A 17,618-nucleotide genomic window follows, 5' to 3' on the forward strand; every position below is an offset into this window, starting at 1 on the left:
GCACGGCAGGCAGGGCGGCCCGGCGCTTCCGGTGCCGAAGAATGCTCAGACGGCGCTTTGGGGAAAGGCGCTTCCGGCACGGACAGGAGCCGTTTTTCCTTGAGGGCAGCACAAAGACCTGATCGCCCCAGAGGGCCGCCGGCAGCGGGCCGCGCCTTCAGACCCGCCGATAGTCGATGCCGCGCGCCAGCCAGCAGCCCAGCGTCAACCCGCTGACCTTTCCCGCAGCATCGCGGTGGGCCTGCAAGGTCCAGTCGCCGGGTGCTGGCGCATCCATCGAGCGGCGGGTGGTCAGCACCCAGACATCGCGGCCAACCGGATGTACCCGCTCCATCGGCCCCTTGCCCAGAAGACCGTCAAAGCCCGCATAGACACCACCATCCCGCGCCTCGATCAGCAGATCGGCTCCCAGCTCATCCGCGTGGAAACTTCCCGCCAGATCGGTGCCGTCCGCCGCTTCCACCACGGCCAAGGGTAGCGCGCGGACATGCAGGTTGTCTGACCCCCGCGCCATCAGCAGCACGTCTCCGTCGCGCCGCAATGTCACGCCAGCACCGCGCGCCACCCCATCCTCGCCGACCAGCAGCCGGTCCGGGCCTGTGGCAAAGCGCAGGCTCAGCCCCTTGGCGTCCTCGGTCACGCGCAGCAGCAATCCGCTCTCAGGGTCAAGCCATTGCCCTGCCCATCCGTCAGCGCGCTGGCCCTCCGGCTCCTGATAGCCAAGCGCCGCTTGCAGCAAGGAGGCGGCGGCGGTGTGGGCGCTGGCCTCGTGATTGAAGATCACCACCACCGACAGCCGCTGATCCGCCGCATGAAACCGCTGCGCCCGGAACCCGCGCAGCGCGCCGCCGTGGCCGGTCACTCTGACCCCGGCGACGGTCTCATGCGACAGGCCGAAGCCATAGCTGGCGGGCGTCCCCTCGGCATAGGTCGGCGGCACCGACAGGCGGCGGTAGAGGCTGTGTTCATCTTCGCGGGTTGCGTCGATCCAGCTTTCATACGCCAGCATATCGTCCAGCGAGGCGGAGATACCGGCATCACCGATCCAGAAGATACCGTTGTCGGCCGGGAAAAACCCGGTCGCGTCGTTCCCCTCATAGCCCACCACACCATCGGCGGGATGGCGGGTATCGGGGGTCAGTTCAGCGGTGGTCATGCCTGCCGGGGCGAAGATATGCTCGGCATAGAGGTCTGGCAACGCGCGGCCGGTCTCAGCTTCGATCAGTTCCGAGACGAGGCGGAAATTGCCGTTGTTATAGGAGTAGGCCGAACCGGGCGGGAAATGCCCGGTCTTCATGCGGGCGATCAGCGGCAGGGCATCCTCACGGGCAAAGGTCTGCGTCGCTTCGGCCCCATGCAGCACGCTCAGCGCCCAGTAATCCCTCAGGCCGGACTGGTTGTCGCAAAGCTGGCGAACCGTCGGCAAGGTGCCAGTGAACTTTGGCATGAACCCGGCCACGCGGGCGTCAAGCTTCGCCGGGTCTGTCACTGACGCCAGAAGCGCGCCGCAGGTGAACTGCTTGGAGATCGAACAGATCGGCAGCCGGGTCACCGCCGCCATCGGGCGCCGCGCGGTCAGGTCGGCATAGCCCCAGGCGCGGCGGGCGATCACCTTGCCATCCTTCACAACCCCGGCAACCCCGCCCGGACCGGCAAACCGATGCGCAAGCCCGTCCAGCGCGCGATCAAGGGCGGTGCGATCAATGTCAGTCATCTTGTCCTCGTCAACGTTGCTGCCCGCAGACTGACCGAGCGACGAAGCGGGCGCAACCATTGTCGCGGTGCTTCGCAGTTCAGGGTCAGTACCCCCCAACCCAGAGGAACCGCGCCACGATCACATCGGAAAGATCGTCTTCAACGGCAGGTGATGCTTGATGAACGGCGACTTCATCACCACAAAGCTGAAATACTTGTCGATCCCGATCTCCATATCCGTCAGGCGCTCCTTTATCGCCTGATAGTCGCTGATGCTGCCGGTGACAAATTTCAGCAGGTAATCATAGCCGCCGGAAATGAGATGGCATTCGATGATCTCTTCCATCTTCTCGCTGGCGACAGCTTTGTCATGAAGCCGGGGTTTGTCGGCACCTGGCGCACGATCGAGTCGGTGCGCAAAATCTGTGTCGTCTGCCAGACGGGCACAGGCGCGGGCGGCTTCAGCCCGCAGCCTGCCCCTCCCCCAGACGGCGGAGCATGGCGCAACAGGCGGTCAGTTCGCCGGGCGTGATATATTCGTCAGCCCGATGCGCCCGTGCGATATCGCCGGGGCCGCAGATGACCGACGGGATGCCCGCTGCATGGAACAGCCCCGCCTCTGTCCCGAAGGGGACAGCCTGAACCGCCTCTGCCCCTGACAGATCTTCGATCCAGCGGACGAAGCGGGCCGCGTCAGGCGGCGGCAGCGCCGCGCAGCAGGCCGGGGTTCTGTGCGGTGGCGCGCCGCTGGATGCGCCGGGGTTCTTCTATGCCCCCACCATCCTTGACCGCGTGACCAACCAGTCGCCCGCCGTGCTTGAGGAAATCTTTGTCCCGGTTCTGACCTTCCAGCGCTTCACCGATGGGGACGCGGCAGCGACGCTGGCTGACCATCCCGTCTATGGCCTTTGCGCCGGGATCTACACGCGCGATCTTTCCCGCGCGCTGCGCAGGATGCGCCGGATCGAGGGCGGGACTGTCTGAATCAACCGCTGTGGCCGTTCGCGCGATCACATCCTGCCGACCGGGGGTTACAAATCCTCCGGTCTGGGCAAGGATCTGGCGCGCGAAGCCTATCATGCCAACCGCCGCTCGAAGAGCGTGCTCATCGACCTGTGAGGAAACCATGACCCATCGTATCGCCGTCATCCCCGGAGACGGGGTAGGAACCGCTGTCACAGACGCCGCCCTCCGCGTGCTGGACGCTGCCGCCCCCGGCCTGATCCAAACCGAGATTTTTCCGTGGTCATGCGACTACCACCTGAAGACCGGCCGCATGATGCCCGAAGACGGCATTGCACAACTGGCCGCATTCGACGCGATCTTTCTTGGCGCCGTCGGCTGGCCTGAAACCGTGCCCGATGCTGTTTCTCTGCACGGGCTGCTGCTGCCGATCCGCAAGGCCTTTCGCCAATATGCCAACATCCGCCCGCACCGGCTGCTTCCCGGCGTTCAGGGTCCGCTGCGCAAGGAAGGCTTTGATATCCTGTGCATCCGCGAAAATACCGAGGGGGAGTATTCCGGCGCTGGCGGGCGGGTGCATCAGGGAACCGCACAGGAAGTGGCCGTGGAAACCGCCATTTTCACCCGCACCGGGGTGGAGCGGATTTTGCGGTTCGCCTTTGAGCAGGCGATGGCGCGGCGCGGCAAGCTGGCCTCGGTCACCAAATCAAACGCGCAGCGCCATTCGATGGTGTTCTGGGATGAGGTGACGCGCGCGGTTGCCGCCGATTATCCGCAGGTCGAGGTCACCTCATACCACGTCGATGCCATTGCCGCGCGCATGGTGATGGCGCCTGAGACGCTTGATGTCGTTGTCGCCTCCAACCTCTTTGGCGACATCCTTACCGATCTGGGCGCCGCCATTCAGGGGGGGCTGGGCTATGCCGCTTCGGCCAACCTCAACCCTGACCGCGATGCCCCCTCGATGTTCGAGCCGGTCCATGGCTCGGCCCCCGATATCGCCGCGCTCGGCATTGCCAACCCGATCGCGGCGATCTGGTCGGCGGCGATGATGCTTGAGCATCTGGGCGAGGCCGGGGGCGCCGCACGCATCATGGCCGCTGTCGAGGCGACCACCGCAGGGGGCATTGGCACCGTCGCCGGGGCCGACACCACGTCTGCCATCACTCAAGCCATTCTCAACGCACTGGAAGCCGCATCATGAAGGATGTCTCAACCGGCCCGCTGGCCGGTCTGAAAGATCAGGTGGTCGAGGGAGCGGGCGCAAAGGCACCAGGACAATCTGGAAACCGGGGCCTATCTTAGGCCGGATTAAAACGCGAAAGGGGGCCCTGCGGCCCCCTCTTGTCACAATACCCGGTCTTTGATCCCGACCAGGCACCGACCAGCGGCAGAAACCACGGCTTGCCGAAATGCCCCGGCACCGCAGACCAGCCGAGGTCATGCCACGGGTTTTCGGGCGCCTCACCCATGATCCGCCCCGCGACCATCTCACCCATATGGGTGGCAAGCTGCGCGCCGTGGCCGGAATAGCCCATAGCATACCAAAGCCCGTCTGCCTGCCCGGCGCGGAGCGCGCCCAGCCAGCAACGGCACATCCTGCCGTTCCCTGCTGCAAGCTTGGGCGATTCTTTTGCGCGTCGGTGCGCGCGCCATGGCCCCTGTGCCGCCACACGCCTACTCTGAGGGGCAGACGCCCGGCGGAGAATACCGATGCCCGGCACCCTGACCCTTCCCCGGATGACGCCAGCCCATATCCCGGGCGCACTGGCCCTGTCGCAGGCCGCAGACTGGCTCCACCGGGCCGAGGACTGGGCGTTGCTTCTGTCGCTGTCGAAAGGGATTGTGGCGCTTGAGCGCGGGCGCGTCGTTGCCACCGCGCTGGCGGCAAGCCTTGGTCCGGTTGCCGCGATGAACATGATCATCGTCGATGCGGGGATGCACGGGCGCGGGCTGGGGCAGAAGGTCATGGTGCGGGCGATGGAAGCGCTTGATCCGCTCTAATGGCGCCTTGTCGCCACCACCACATGAACCACCCCCCAGCCCGCCGCCGCCCAGCCCGCAACGCGGCTCTTTGACCGGGCGTGGACAATGGGCTTGTGATCCGGGCTTTCGGCTGGGGGGTGCTGGGCTTCGCGCCGCCGCTGTGCTGTACTGCAGACGAAATCGACCTGACCCCTGACCAGACCCTCGATAACCCTGAAATCCGCGCTGCATTAGGAAAAACATGAGCATTCTCTATACTTCAGACCCGGCGCGCGGCGCTGTGTTTGCCGATATCTTCGCGGCCGAGGCACCCGAACTGGCCTTTCACAGCGGCACGGCCCCTGACCCGGCCGCTGTGGAATACATGATCACCTGGACCGCACCGGACCTGCGCGCCTATCCCAGCCTGCGGTTGCTTTTCTCAACCGGCGCGGGCGTTGACCAGTTCGACCTTACCGCCCTGCCCGCCGGTGCACAGGTCGTTCGGATGCTGGAGCCCGGCATTGCCGAGCAGATGTGCGAATATGTAACCCTTGCAGTGCTGGGTCTTCACCGGGGCCTGCCCGGCTATCTGAACCAGCAGCGGGCCGCGCAATGGAAGATCGGCACGGATCACCCGGCGGCAAAGCGGCGCGTGGGCGTCATGGGGCTGGGCCAGCTTGGCAAGGCGGTGTTGCAGGCGCTTGCCCCCTTTGGCTTTCCTCTGGCCGGTTGGGCGCGCAGCCCGCGCCGGATTGACGGGGTTGAGGTCTTCACCGACCTGGATGCGTTTCTGGCGCGCACCGACATTCTGATCTGCCTGATGCCCCTGACCACCGAAACCGGGGGCATGCTGGATGCAAAACTTTTCGCAGCCCTGCCGCAGGGCGCGATGCTGGTGCAGGTCGGTCGCGGCAGGCAGACCGATCAGGAGGCCCTTCTGGCGGCGCTGGATTCCGGCCAGCTTTCCGCCGCATGGCTTGATGTGACCGAGCCCGAGCCATTGCCGCCGGAGCATCCGCTCTGGTCGCATCCGCGCGTGATTCTGACCCCGCATATCGCCTCACGCACCCGCGCCGAGGACGGCGCGCGCTTCGTACTGGAAGCCATTCGCGCGCATCGCGCCGGCCAGCGCGTACCCGGTCTGGTAGACCGCATCAGGGGCTATTGACCAAGGGCTGCGGGCTTATTGAAGCGGAAGGCTCACAATTAACTGCCCGTCACGCTCCGACGCCGGATGCACGACCAGCGCGCCACGTCCCTCGGGCGCATGATGCGGGGTGCCGTCGCGTAGATCTACATGCCGCTCTGGCGCACCGACTCATCGGGCGAGTTGGAGCCGATGCTGGCCGCTGGAATCCCGACGCTGGAGAAGGGCGGTATCTCGGAAGAATTCCTAGGGTCTTCGGACTTATATGATCATAATTCACGGATTATGACGATTATTCAGGCGCTCAACCGAAAGCTTCAGCCTGAGCCGTTCCCCGCGCCCGCACTCTGCTTTCTCGCACGGCAGAAACCGACAGCATAAAGCGCCCGCGCATGGGCGCGGGCGCTTTCGTCAGGCGATCATTGGAGGCCTGTCCCCGCGGGGACGACATCTGTCAGTCGTCGAGGGCTGCCAGAAACGCGGTGACAGCGCGCTCCAGTTGCATCCGGTCCAGCGCCGAGAAATCACGCGGCAGGCGCATTTCAACCCGGCCGTCCGCCGCCGTGCAATGCGCGATATCGCCCCGGTGCGACACACGCAGCGTCGTCTTGGCACCGGGTTTATGCGGCTTCCCTTCGGTTTTCGGTGCAACCGCCCCTGCCCCGCCCTCGGCAAACTCCCGCAGAATCGCCAGCTCCCGCTCGGCATCGCGCCCCGGCTCGGCGGCCAGTTTCCGGCGCAGGCCAGCGGCCGAAATCGGCTCCCGGTCAAGGCGCTTCCAGACGGCCAGACCCAGTGCGCGCGGCAGTTGCGGCGCATGGGCAAGCGCGCCGTCCAGCGCGTCCAGCAGCCGCGCGAAGTTGCGGATATAGACCCGTTTCTGACGTGCCGCTGAGCCGAACAGCGCCGCAATCGCCGCATCCAGCGAGGGCGCGTCGGTCTGCGGATCGGCGAGATAGGCGCGCGCAAGTTCGGCCATTTCGGCAAAGGAGATATCGCGCCGCACCATGTTCTCGTCGACCATGCGACGATACAGCCCCTCGATGCTTTCCCCCGGCGCCACCAGCCCGGCGGGGATCTGCCCCCAGGCGCCCGTGTCGCCGGTTTCTTCCAGCAGCTCCTGATAGGCCATCAGCCGCCGGAACCCCTGCACCAGTTCATACCCGCCGTCGCGGGCCACCACGCGGATGGGGTTTGACAGACCGATCTGGCGGATCGATTCCTTCAACTCGTCGATCTCATTATCCCGCCCCGGCGCGCGGTCGCGCGTCAGGGCCTGCGTCCGGATATCCCCCAGCGGGATACGGTCAACCAGCAGGCCCAGCCCGCGCAGCCGCACAAATTCATGCGCCAGCGCGTCATTTTCGGCGCGGATGCGGGTTTCGACATCGGCGCGCTCGCGCAGCGCCTCGGCGTTCTCAGTGATGGCGGCGGCCATCGGCCCCCGGCGCGGCGCGGCCTCTGTCCCCGCGGGGACAGCTTCCAGATCATCGTCAGGGAAGCCGATATCGAACATGCGGCGTTTGGTCATTTCGTGTCCTCCATCTGATCCCACGCCGTCAACGCATGGGTGCGGAATTCCTCATAGGCCCGATCAAAAGACAGCCGCGCGCGGCGCCATGTTTCCCGTGTCATCTGCCGGTAATCAATCTCATAGATCGAAGCGAGGAACCGGCCGGATTGTTCAACCGCGCGCGTCAGCTCTATCGGATGCGTGGCCATTCTGTCGCCAAACACCTTGCCAAAGGCTTCCTGCATCGCGCGGTGCAGCTCATTATTCGGCTCAAACCGGGTCAGCAGAAAGCGCACGTCCAGAAATGACTTCGGCAATTTCAGTGTCCCCGCGGGGACAAGGCCGGAAAACCCACTCAGATCCTCCAGCGCCTCGGCCAGCTGGCCGATGAAACTGGTGGTGCTGTCATACTCCCAATACCCGGGGCCAGACGGGATATAGAGCATATCCGCCGCGAAGACCGCGTTCATGCTCTGGTAGCCGATGGCGGGCGGGCAGTCGAACAGGATCAGATCATAACTGTCATCCGGCAGCGTATCGAGGAAGCGCGACACGGCGGCGAAGAACGACCATTCAGGGTTCAGGTGCCGGTACTGCGCGCTGGCAAATTCGACAAAGGCCGCATTGGCGCAAGACGGCACGATGTCGATGGTCGGCCAGCAGGTGGGCCGGATGAAATCTGCCAGCCGCAACTCGGCCAGGCCCATTTCCGTGACCGAGGCGGGCAGGCGGCGCTGGGGCAGGGCGGTGCCGCTTTCGGCGCCCCGCACCGCGGAATTCATGCGCTCGGTCTCGCGGATCAGGTCGCGGGCCATGATGCCCCAGACCGTGAATTCCTCGGCGATGTCAGAGAGGCCCATGGAATGGCTCAGCGTTGCCTGCGGGTCAAAATCAACGGTGAGAACGCGGTAGCCGTCCAATGCGGCGGCATGGGCGAAATGCAGCGCAACCGTGGATTTGCCAGCGCCCCCTTTGAAATTGGCGATGGCCGCGCGCAGCGCGCGCTTGCCCGCCGGCCTGCGCGGCAACAAGGATTGCTTGCCGATGCGCAGGCGGCGGCGCAGCTCGTTGATTTCTTCCAGCGAGTACCAGCGCTGACGGCCGTCCTCCTCCACCAGCCCCTGCGGCAGACTGGGGTCCGCCGCCATCTTGCCGCGCAGGGTCGATTGGTTGACCTTCAGGATCAGCTCACCCAGCTCCCAGCTGGAAAAGCGGCGCAGGGTTTTCTCATGCTGCGGCGAGAAGGTCTGCTGCCTGATCCAGCCCTGCATCTTGAGTGACTGTGCCTGCAGGCGGGCCAGGGTTTCGTGGGTGTACATGGAAACTGCCTCTCAAAGACGCTTATTATGGAATGGCGCCAATCTACGCGTTTTTCTGGAAAACGCAATTTCTAAACTTTCCCTGATTACCGTTTTGCACCATACTGTCCCCGCGGGGACAGGGCCAGCCTGCCGCATAGCCAAAACGCTTGTCCTGCTGGCGCTTACGGGCTTGAGGTGATTCGCGTGAATGTTACCGAGCGGCGGCGCCGGGCAGGACGGGCTCGGCAGTCAGTACGCTCCATTTAGGGGACACGAACCGCCGCACTTCTACCAGTAGGGGGACATTCCAGCGCCTTTGAGGGGACACCATGCTGACCCCTATTACCATTAAACCAGATTTTTAATCATGGTTCAGGGGAAGGCGAGCAATCACCGGCATGGCCACCGCAAGGAATCGTTGACATCGAATGGTTACCAAACGTAGATTGGTGACAGATCGGGATTAGCGTTGCTTGATGAGGTCGAAACACCCTCAGCAGACAACGGTATCGACGGCGACGGGCATCAAGACCCGCTTTGAGGCAGTATATCGAGGACACGTCATGGCATTCAAACAACCCGTCGGCCCGTCAGCAAGCGCGCGCAAGTATGATCTGCTGACTGCCATGGGCACGTTGGCGCTGAGCGCCCCACCCGGAGAGCAGCGGCTGATCCTTCGGCTGATGGTCGCGATCACCGCGCGCTACAACTGGGCCAGCGACACATTGGCCGTGGCGCAGACCGATCTGGCGCGCCTCTGGTCCGTCGATCCGCGCACGGTGAAACGGGCGATGGCGCAGTACCGGCAACGCGGGTGGCTGTTCCAGAAACGCGCGCCGGGGCGGGGCAGGGTGGGCGAATACGGGTTGTCGCTTGAGCGGCTGATGCAGGATACCAGCGCTCTGTGGCCCGCCGTCGGATCGGATTTCGTTGAACGGCTGAGCGCGCCACCCGCGCAGCAAACCCCGCCCCGGCCACAGATGCAAGGCACCGTCGTGCCTTTCCCTGTCCCCGCGGGGACAGACGAGGAAACCCGGCTCTGGCCGCTTATCCAGCGTGCCTTTGACCAGATTGAACCGGCGCAGGCGCAGGCATGGCTCGGCAACGTCACCAGTGCGGGGCTGGAGGGGAATGTGCTGGTGCTCAATGTGCCGGGCAGGTTTCGCGCGAATTATCTGCGCACCCATCTGGTCAGCCGCCTGTTGCCCGTGGCCCAACGGATCTCCCCGCAGATCGCCACCATACAGATCAATGACTAGACGGTGGCAGAGGCGGGGCTGACGCTACAGCGCGCGCAGTGCCTCAACCGCCGCGGCAAGCGGCATCACGCGCAGACCATCGGCTGCCGGAACCTCCCGCTCACCCGCATAGACCAGCAGCTTCCGGCCCGCTTTGATGTCATCGACCGCAAGATGGAAACCCCGCGACACCTTTGGCGCCGTCGTGCGTTTGACCTCAATCGCCCAGATGTCTTCGTTGGGAAGGCGCAGCACCAGGTCAAGCTCCGCCCCTGCCGAAGTGCGGTAAAAGAAGGGCTCGGTCCCGGCGGGCGCTGCGGCGATGAGGGTTTCAATGCAGAACCCCTCCCAGCTGCCACCGACCACCGGATGACCCAGAAGGCTTTCCTGCGTCCCAAGACCAAGCAGCGCATGAACCAGCCCGCTGTCGCGCACGAAGACCTTTGGCGATTTGACGAGGCGCTTGCCGACATTCTCATGCCAGGGCTGAAGGCGGCGCACCAGCATCAGATCGACCAGAAGATCAAGGTAGCGCCCGACCGTCTGGCCGGACACGCCCAGCCCCTCGGCAAGGGATGCGGCGTTCAGCAGACCACCCTGTGCATGCGCCAGCATCGTCCAGAACCGGCGCAGCGTGGCGGCCGGGATGCGGGGGCCGAGGGCGGGGATGTCGCGCTCCAGATAGGTGCGCAGGAAATCCTCGCGCCAGCTCATGCTGGCCCGGTCACTGTCTGCCTGAAAGCTGTCAGGGAAGCCGCCACGCAGCCACAGCGCGTTCAGCAGGCCCTGCCCAACCTCGTCGAGCAGAAGGGGCGGCATTTCGATGTAGCGCACCCGCCCGGCGAGCGATTCCGCCGATTGATGGAGCAGCACATTCGATGCCGAGCCGAGAAGCAGAAACTGCCCGGTGCGCAAACCCTTGCGCCTGCGCATGTCGATCTGCCCGCGCAGGCTTTTGAACAGGCCTGGCATCTGCTGAACCTCATCAAGGATCACGAGCTTTCCGGCCTGTTCATCAAGGTAGAGGTCAGGTTCGGTCAGGATCTGCCGGTCTGCCTCGCGCTCAAGGTCGAGATATACGGAGGGGCCGTTTTCGGCGATCTCAAGCGCAAGGGTGGTTTTGCCCACCTGCCGGGGCCCCAGCAGGACGACGGCTGACTGGCTATCGAGGGCGGACAAGACGGACTGATGGGTTTGGCGGTGATACATACCTTGCAAATATGCCATGTAATGGAGGATTTGCAAGGCTAATTTTGGATTTTGCGCTTCCTGCGTATTTCACCCGAAACATGCGTCAGCTTCCCACACGGGCGCATTGCCGTCCCCGCCCGGTTATTCCCGGAAGTAGTGAAAGCGACCGTGCAGGCCGCCTGGGGCGCGCTTGTCAAAGTGTCCGCAGGTTTCAGTACGGGGCAGGAGGCTGCGCCATGGTCGATTCGCGGAATAACCGACGAGCGGCACCAAAGCCGGGTGTTTGCAGTTTCATATCCTGTTGATAAACGACCGATTGTAAGCGGATGCAATGGGGTACGCTCTGATGCTGCTCATCGGATTTGCCTTGGTTTCCTTGCGCCACACCCGATCTGAGGGTGAATGCTGGTCTTGCGCGTTGGTAACGAATAAGGTTTCAGTGTATCCGCTGTACAGAACGCCGAAGTAATCGCCGTAATTCTGGTATTATGATCATATATTGGGTCATATCCCTTCTATTGCAGAATATTGAGCGACTCGCTGCTGCACCGCCTATGATCGGAAAATCCACATGTTTCATTTACCCGATCCCGCCTCGACAGACCCGCTTGACGACACGGCTGCAACCGCGGCGTTGCATCCTGGGCTCAGGCACGCGCCTGCGACAGCGCGCAACCGCAAGCCGATACGCGAGGCCTTGGTTGAACTGCTGCCGGGTCGGCTGCAGACAATCGATATCCACCACTCCCCCCGCTGGATACAGACCGATCTTGAATGAGGCATTGGGCCCTACAAGGTCAGGCTTCGCGGTCAGAGCGATCTTCAAGGAGGGCGGCACCGGGACCCTCGTTTGCAAGGCAGTCATCGGGGTTTCTGAGCGGACACAGCGCCAGTGACAGACACCCACAACCGATACATCCGTCGAGATTGTCGCGCAGCCGCGTAAGCCGGGCGATCCGCGCCGAGAGTTCTTCGCGCCAGTTTACCGACAGGCGCCGCCAGTCAGAAGCGGCCGGCATCCGGTCTTGCGGCAAGGTATCAAGCGCTTGGCGAATCTCCGTGAGCGATAGCCCGGTTCGCTGGGCAACCTTGATGATGGCGACCCTTCGCAAGACATCACGGCCATAGCGGCGCTGGTTGCCCTCGGTGCGCCTGCTCCGGATCAGCCCCCTGGCCTCATAGAAATGCAAGGTCGAGACCGGGACACCGCTGCGGTAGGCGACTTCCCCCACACTGAGTTCCGCTCGCATGCTTTTTCCCTTGACCTGAACCATGCTTGAGGTTGTAGCAGGGTGTCGCCGGATGTGACAACAGGAGGAATCGATGGCCCTGCGCTCAGATGACGACATGCCGCGAAAAGGGGTTTTTGCTTTCTTCGAAAGCCGGGTTGACCCTTTTCCGCAAGAGGAACCACGCCAGCCGCCTGCGCGGCTGCTGCCCTTCGTTCTGCATTACTCGCGCCCGATGTTGCCGTGGCTGGCCCTCATGTCGCTTTTCACGGCAGTGCTTTCTGTCATTGAAATTGCGCTTATCGGCTCCATGGGTCAGCTTGTTGACTGGCTTGCCGGGGCCGAGCGCGCAGGGTTTCTGGAGGCGAATCTCTGGCGCCTGATCGGTTTTTGCGCCCTCTTCGTCATCGGCTATCCGCTGGTCGTGCTTGGCCATTCCCTGCTGACGCATCAGACGGTCTTCGGCAACTACCCGATGATCACCCGCTGGCTGGCGCATCGCTACATCCTTGGACAGAGCATGAGCTTTTTTCAGGATGAGTTCGCGGGCCGTGTCAGCCAGAAGGTCATGCAGACCGCCCTCGCCCTGCGCGAGACGGTGATGAAGCTGACAGATGTTCTTGTCTACATCGTCATCTATTTCATCGGCGCGGTTGCGCTGGTCGGTGCCGCCGATCCGCGCCTGACGCTGCCGCTTATCTTCTGGCTCTGTGCCTATATCGCCATCGCGTATTATTTTGTGCCGAGACTGCGCAAGATCTCGATGCGGCAGGCCGATGCGCGCGCGCAGATGACGGGGCGCATTGTTGACAGCTACACCAACATCCAGACGATCAAGCTGTTTGCCCATACCCATCGTGAACAGGAATACGCGCGTGATGCGATGGACGGCTTCATGGTGACGGTCCACCAGCAAATGCGCCTTGTCACCAAGCTGACGGTCGCCCTGCAGACCGTGAACTCGCTTCTGCTGGCCGGGGTCGCCGGTCTAGCGATCTACGGCTGGCATCTTGGTTCGCTCTCGCTGGGCGCCATCGCGGTTGCTATCGCGCTGGTCATGCGCATCCGCTCAATGTCAGAATGGGTTCTTTGGGAAATTGCGGCGCTTTTCGAGAATATCGGAACCGTGCAGGACGGGATGAACACGATCGCGCTGCCGCAGGTTGTGAATGACCGCCCCGATGCCAGCCCGCTTGTGGTGACGCAAGGCGCGGTCGCCTTTGAAAAGGTGGCGTTCCACTATGCCGGCGCGGGCCGCGTGATCCGGGATCTGTCGCTGAATGTCCGGCCCGGTGAGCGGGTCGGGATCATCGGGCGGTCAGGCGCGGGCAAATCGACACTCGTCAATCTGCTGCTGCGCTTTCACGATATCGAGGCTGGCAGGATCACCATTGACGGGCAGGACATTGCCGGGGTGACGCAGGAAAGCCTGCGCCGCGCCATCGCGGTTGTCACGCAGGACACCGCCCTCCTGCACCGCTCAATCCGCGAAAACGTCGCCTATGGCCGGCCGGATGCAACGGACGCCGAGGTGATCGGTGCCCTTGAGCGGGCTCAGGCCTGGAGTTTTGTGAAGGACATCAACGATGGTCAGGGTCGGGTTGGTCTGGATGCCTACGCTGGGGAGCGCGGGGTCAAGCTGTCCGGCGGGCAACGCCAGCGCATCGCGATTGCGCGGGCGCTGCTGAAGGATGCGCCCATTCTGGTGCTGGATGAGGCGACATCGGCGCTGGATTCTGAGGTGGAGGCCGCCATTCAGGAGCAGCTGACCGGCCTGATGGCTGGCAAGACCGTCTTCGCTATCGCGCACCGGCTGTCGACGATTGCCGCACTTGACCGGCTTGTGGTGATGGATGGCGGGCAGATCGTCGAAGAAGGCAGTCACGACGCGCTTTTGCAGCGCGGCGGGCTTTATGCTGACCTGTGGCACCGCCAGTCGGGAGGGTTCCTCAACACGGAGCCTGAGACGATAGAACTGATTGGTCCTGGCTGACCGGCGCAGGGGAAATTTGCCCTGGGGCAACCACTTCCTGCAACCATACCCTGTCTCTGTGTGTCCTGGCAGGGCGCGCGCCCGTGGAGATGCAGCGTCTTTTCCGGGATAAGGACAGCCTCGACAGGCTGTTCAGCGCGCCAGATGAGCAGGGCGCAGGGGCGGTCTTCAGGCATCTTATCTCGCCGGGTTCAAGCTCTGTGGAACCGGTCGCCATCTATCCTGATCTTACCGAAAAGCATGCCGGATCAAGAGGCAACTGCGTGCCCGGATATCTCATGTCTGTCGATCCGGCGGTGGTGTCTTGCTGGCCGCCGCGCGGAGGCGTAATTCCAACCTGTCACCATAGACTGCACCGTGCTGCGCCGCGGGCGCGAGACAAGGGTTTCAGGCTTTGCTTTTCTTCACCATCTGGCCGCTGTTCGCCACAATCTGCCTTGGCTTCATTCTCGCCCGGCGGGGCATGCCCGACGGCGCGTTCTGGGCGGCGGCGGAAAAGCTGAATTATTTCATCCTGTTCCCGGCGCTTCTGGTCACCAGCCTGGCCAGTGCGCCGGTGCGCGACCCTGCGGTGCTGCGATTGGGGGGGGCTGCGGTATGCGTGATACTGGCCGGCGCCGCGGGGCTTTATCTGGTGCGCTGGCTGCGCCCGCTTCCCGCCGCGCGGTTTGGGCCGCTTATGCAGGGCACGGTGCGGTTCAATACCTATCTGGGGCTTGCGGCGATTGCAGCACTTGCCGGGACGGCGGGCGTGGAGCGGGCGGCAGTCTATCTGGCGGTGGGTGTGCCGCTGGTCAATGTGCTGTCGATCATCGCGCTCACTGACAGCGCATCGCCCGCGATGCTGGCGCGCATCATCCTGCGCAATCCGCTCATTCTGGCCTGTATCGTGGGTATCATGCTGGCGCTCTCGGGCTTCGGGTTGCCGTATGGCACCGGCACGTTCCTGGAGCTGCTGGCGCGGGCCAGCCTGCCGCTTGGTCTGCTCTGCGTGGGTGCCGCCCTGCAACCGGCGGCGATGCGGCAGGACAGCATGACCATTGCAGGCGTCAGCGCCTTGCGGCTGCTCGCCATGCCCACGCTGGCGGCGCTCACAGCGCACGCTTTCGGACTGGAAGCGCTTGAGACTCTGGTCCTGGTGGTGTTTTCCGCAATCCCCACCGCGCCGACGGCCTATGTGCTGACGCGCCAGCTGCAGGGTGACGGCAGGCTGATGGCGGGCATCGTGTCTGCGCAAACTGTGGCGGCCGTGGTGACGATACCGTTGGTTGTCTGGTTGTTCGGCCGGTAGCACGGCAATATCGATGTGTGCGTCAACGATGGCGCCCAGAACCCCTCTCCCCGGGATCGGCCAGCCCCTCTGCCCTTTCAGCCAAACCCAAAATCACCCCTGAACCGGTCGATCTGATGCATGCGTTCATGCCAGATCGTCACAATGCCTATGTCGCGGTCAGAGGAAGGTCTGCGGCAAGAACATCGCAATGGAGGGAAAGACAATGATCAGGGCGAGGACGAGCAGAATTACCAGGATAAACAGGCCGATGTAGCCCAGACACTGACCCGGTCGAGTGCCGGCGATCCCACAGGTGATGTTGAGCAGAATGCCCACCGGCGGTGTGATGCCACCGACCTGCATGGAGATGGCGACGATCACTCCGAAGTAAACCGGATCAAAGCCGTAATAGATTGCCAGGGTGTTCAACAGCGGTCCGAAGATGGTGGCGATGGCCAGCACCTCCATCACCGTGCCAAGGACCAGCACAAAGGCGATGGTCAGCATCAGGAACACATAAGGGTTCTCGGTCAGGTTGGTCATGAAATCGATGATCAGCGCCGGAATGCCAAGCATCGCGAGAAGCCAGCCAAATGCTGCTGCGAAAACAATGATGGCCATCACCATAACGGTAAGTGAGCCTGCCGAAAGCAGGATCTGCGGCACCTCCGAAAACCTGAAGGAGCGGTAGAAGAACTTACCGATGACGAAAGAATAGATCACTGCAACGGCCCCCGCCTCGGTGGCTGTGAAGACTCCACCCACGATGCCGCCAATGATGATCACCGGCATTCCCAGAGCGGGAATAGCCCGGATGCCCGCCTCCCGGATGCGCTGCATTCCAGCGAAGCGCTCGCGTTCGATGTTCGGCTGAAAACGCGGCGACGTCAGAATGAAGACCATCACCATCAGCCCCAGGGCGATCAGCAACCCCGGCACCACCGCAGCAAGAAACAGGCCACCGATGGAGACGTTAACAATGGAGCCATAAAGAATCATCAGGATGCTGGGCGGGATGATCGGGGCCAGCAGCCCGGCACTGGCCTGAAGCGAGGCAACGAAGCGCGGGTTGTAGCCCTTGCGCTTCATCGCGGGAATCATGACGGAGCCGACAGCGGTGGTGTCCGCCACGGCTGAGCCGGAGACATTCGCAAATATCAGGCTCGCCAGCACACAGCTGTGCCCCAACCCGCCGCGGATATGCCCGACAATCGCTTGCGCGAAATCCACAAGGCGCAGCGTCATACCGCCGCGGTTCATCAGTTCGCCAGCGAGGATAAACAGCGGGATCGCCAGCAGCGCGAAACTATCGGCGGCATTGGCGATGCGCTGCGCAAAGATCAGCACCGAGATGTCGGAGTAGAGCAGCACGGCCAGCACCGCCAGCCCGATCGAAAAAGCGATAGGAACGCCAATCACCAGCAGGACGAGAAACAGGAACAGCAGGACAATGGCTTCCATGGTGTCTCTTTCTTACGGATTCCGCGCAGCCTGGGCGTGGCCAGCCCTGCCGGTTCGCGGGGTGGATTTGGGATCGTCGGATCAGCCGGTGGGGCGGTGAGGGGCAAAAAAACGTTGGTAATTCTGCAGCAACAGTTCAATCAACATGGGCAGCGCCCCGATCGGCAAGGCCGCATAGACCAGCCCCCGCGAGATGCCGAGGCCCGAGCTGCGCTGCTCGGCTGTCAGGAGCGCCAATTGTGCCCCGCCGTAGAGAATCGCCGCGAACAGCGTGAAGATCAGGATGTCGATGAGCAGGCAGGCAAGGCGCCCGGACCGACCGGCATAACGGTCCAGCATCAGCCCGACCACCGCGTGTTGTCCGCGTGCGAAACACACTGCCATGCCCGAAAACACCAGCCAGACAAGGCCGGTGCGCGCCAGTTCATCGGCCCACGGAAGTGAGTAATTGAAGACATAACGCATGAGAACCTGCGTGAAGGTGGCCGCGACAAGCACGACCATCAGGATCGCCATAAGGATCTCGCTCAGCCAGATGTGTAGGGGAGGTCTGGTCATACTGTTCCCATGCAACTCTTGGTGTTGCGTCCGGCCGGGGGTCGGGCCGGACGCAGCGCGCCAGTGTCTTGGGGTGGGCCCACCGGGG

At 63.4% G+C, this 17,618-nt stretch carries 18 protein-coding genes; 8 read left to right on the forward strand and 10 right to left on the reverse strand.

Annotated elements, in window-relative coordinates; all coding sequences use genetic code 11:
* Window positions 1–157 precede the first annotated feature (157 nt).
* Both V7Q53_RS01885 and V7Q53_RS01890 read right to left on the reverse strand, forming a co-directional pair.
* Window positions 158–1,714 (reverse strand): D-aminopeptidase, encoded by a 1,557-nt coding sequence (locus V7Q53_RS01885; protein WP_333826670.1) that lies wholly within the window; start codon window positions 1,712–1,714, stop codon window positions 158–160.
* Between the two features lie 120 nt (window positions 1,715–1,834).
* A complete protein-coding gene (locus V7Q53_RS01890; RefSeq protein ID WP_333826671.1) occupies window positions 1,835–2,041 on the reverse strand; it encodes an Lrp/AsnC ligand binding domain-containing protein in 207 nt (68 codons plus the stop codon).
* A gap of 24 nt (window positions 2,042–2,065) precedes the next feature.
* On the opposite strand from V7Q53_RS01890, the gene V7Q53_RS01895 reads away from it, so the two are divergent.
* Window positions 2,066–2,227, forward strand: a complete 162-nt coding sequence (locus tag V7Q53_RS01895; protein ID WP_333826688.1) for a hypothetical protein — start codon at window positions 2,066–2,068, stop codon at window positions 2,225–2,227.
* Here the strand turns inward: V7Q53_RS01895 and V7Q53_RS01900 are convergent.
* Window positions 2,157–2,402, reverse strand: coding sequence for a M20/M25/M40 family metallo-hydrolase (locus V7Q53_RS01900; protein WP_333826689.1), 246 nt, complete (start codon window positions 2,400–2,402; stop codon window positions 2,157–2,159). The genes V7Q53_RS01895 and V7Q53_RS01900 overlap by 71 nt on opposite strands.
* Between V7Q53_RS01900 and V7Q53_RS01905 the strand changes: the two genes are divergently transcribed.
* On the forward strand, window positions 2,365–2,679 hold the full coding sequence (locus V7Q53_RS01905) for an aldehyde dehydrogenase family protein (RefSeq protein ID WP_333826690.1): 315 nt from the start codon (window positions 2,365–2,367) through the stop codon (window positions 2,677–2,679). The genes V7Q53_RS01900 and V7Q53_RS01905 overlap by 38 nt on opposite strands.
* A gap of 142 nt (window positions 2,680–2,821) precedes the next feature.
* Window positions 2,822–3,862, forward strand: coding sequence for a tartrate dehydrogenase (locus V7Q53_RS01910; protein WP_333826672.1), 1,041 nt, complete (start codon window positions 2,822–2,824; stop codon window positions 3,860–3,862).
* A 97-nt stretch (window positions 3,863–3,959) separates the two neighbouring features.
* Here V7Q53_RS01910 and V7Q53_RS01915 read toward each other — a convergent pair whose 3' ends face one another.
* Entirely contained in the window at window positions 3,960–4,256 is a 297-nt protein-coding gene (locus V7Q53_RS01915) for a hypothetical protein (protein ID WP_333826673.1), read from the reverse strand.
* Window positions 4,257–4,371: 115 nt separating this feature from the next.
* On the opposite strand from V7Q53_RS01915, the gene V7Q53_RS01920 reads away from it, so the two are divergent.
* The gene (locus V7Q53_RS01920; protein ID WP_333826674.1) at window positions 4,372–4,662 is read left to right on the forward strand and encodes a GNAT family N-acetyltransferase; all 291 of its coding nucleotides are present in this window, start codon (window positions 4,372–4,374) and stop codon (window positions 4,660–4,662) included.
* A 223-nt stretch (window positions 4,663–4,885) separates the two neighbouring features.
* On the forward strand, window positions 4,886–5,794 hold the full coding sequence (locus V7Q53_RS01925; RefSeq protein ID WP_333826675.1) for a 2-hydroxyacid dehydrogenase: 909 nt from the start codon (window positions 4,886–4,888) through the stop codon (window positions 5,792–5,794).
* 433 nt (window positions 5,795–6,227) lie between these two features.
* On the opposite strand, the gene V7Q53_RS01930 is transcribed toward V7Q53_RS01925, so the two are convergent.
* Both V7Q53_RS01930 and V7Q53_RS01935 read right to left on the reverse strand, forming a co-directional pair.
* Window positions 6,228–7,304 carry a ParB/RepB/Spo0J family partition protein gene (locus V7Q53_RS01930; protein WP_333826676.1) on the reverse strand — a complete coding sequence of 359 codons (1,077 nt, stop codon included), beginning with the start codon at window positions 7,302–7,304 and terminating at the stop codon, window positions 6,228–6,230.
* Window positions 7,301–8,605 carry an AAA family ATPase gene (locus V7Q53_RS01935; protein ID WP_333826677.1) on the reverse strand — a complete coding sequence of 435 codons (1,305 nt, stop codon included), beginning with the start codon at window positions 8,603–8,605 and terminating at the stop codon, window positions 7,301–7,303. Before V7Q53_RS01935 ends, V7Q53_RS01930 begins: the two co-directional genes overlap by 4 nt.
* Before the next feature lie 545 nt (window positions 8,606–9,150).
* Between V7Q53_RS01935 and V7Q53_RS01940 the strand changes: the two genes are divergently transcribed.
* On the forward strand, window positions 9,151–9,846 hold the full coding sequence (locus V7Q53_RS01940; protein ID WP_333826678.1) for a hypothetical protein: 696 nt from the start codon (window positions 9,151–9,153) through the stop codon (window positions 9,844–9,846).
* A 24-nt stretch (window positions 9,847–9,870) separates the two neighbouring features.
* Here V7Q53_RS01940 and V7Q53_RS01945 read toward each other — a convergent pair whose 3' ends face one another.
* Together V7Q53_RS01945 and soxR are read right to left on the reverse strand one after the other, a co-directional pair.
* Window positions 9,871–11,034: an ATP-binding protein gene (locus V7Q53_RS01945; RefSeq protein WP_333826679.1), complete on the reverse strand. Its 1,164-nt coding sequence runs from the start codon at window positions 11,032–11,034 to the stop codon at window positions 9,871–9,873.
* A 779-nt stretch (window positions 11,035–11,813) separates the two neighbouring features.
* A complete protein-coding gene (gene soxR / locus V7Q53_RS01950) occupies window positions 11,814–12,266 on the reverse strand; it encodes a redox-sensitive transcriptional activator SoxR (protein WP_333826680.1) in 453 nt (150 codons plus the stop codon).
* Window positions 12,267–12,339: 73 nt separating this feature from the next.
* Here soxR and V7Q53_RS01955 point away from each other — a divergent pair, with 73 nt between their 5' ends.
* Window positions 12,340–14,238 carry an ABC transporter ATP-binding protein gene (locus V7Q53_RS01955; RefSeq protein WP_333826681.1) on the forward strand — a complete coding sequence of 633 codons (1,899 nt, stop codon included), beginning with the start codon at window positions 12,340–12,342 and terminating at the stop codon, window positions 14,236–14,238.
* A gap of 394 nt (window positions 14,239–14,632) precedes the next feature.
* A complete protein-coding gene (locus V7Q53_RS01960) occupies window positions 14,633–15,529 on the forward strand; it encodes an AEC family transporter (RefSeq protein ID WP_333826682.1) in 897 nt (298 codons plus the stop codon).
* Window positions 15,530–15,688: 159 nt separating this feature from the next.
* Here the strand turns inward: V7Q53_RS01960 and V7Q53_RS01965 are convergent, their stop codons facing one another.
* Together V7Q53_RS01965 and V7Q53_RS01970 are read right to left on the reverse strand one after the other, a co-directional pair.
* On the reverse strand, window positions 15,689–16,972 hold the full coding sequence (locus V7Q53_RS01965) for a TRAP transporter large permease (RefSeq protein WP_333826683.1): 1,284 nt from the start codon (window positions 16,970–16,972) through the stop codon (window positions 15,689–15,691).
* An 81-nt stretch (window positions 16,973–17,053) separates the two neighbouring features.
* On the reverse strand, window positions 17,054–17,530 hold the full coding sequence (locus V7Q53_RS01970; protein WP_333826684.1) for a TRAP transporter small permease: 477 nt from the start codon (window positions 17,528–17,530) through the stop codon (window positions 17,054–17,056).
* Window positions 17,531–17,618 lie beyond the last annotated feature (88 nt).

It is taken from the genome of Pararhodobacter sp., assembly GCF_036802785.1.
In the GTDB taxonomy this organism is placed as follows: domain Bacteria; phylum Pseudomonadota; class Alphaproteobacteria; order Rhodobacterales; family Rhodobacteraceae; genus Pararhodobacter.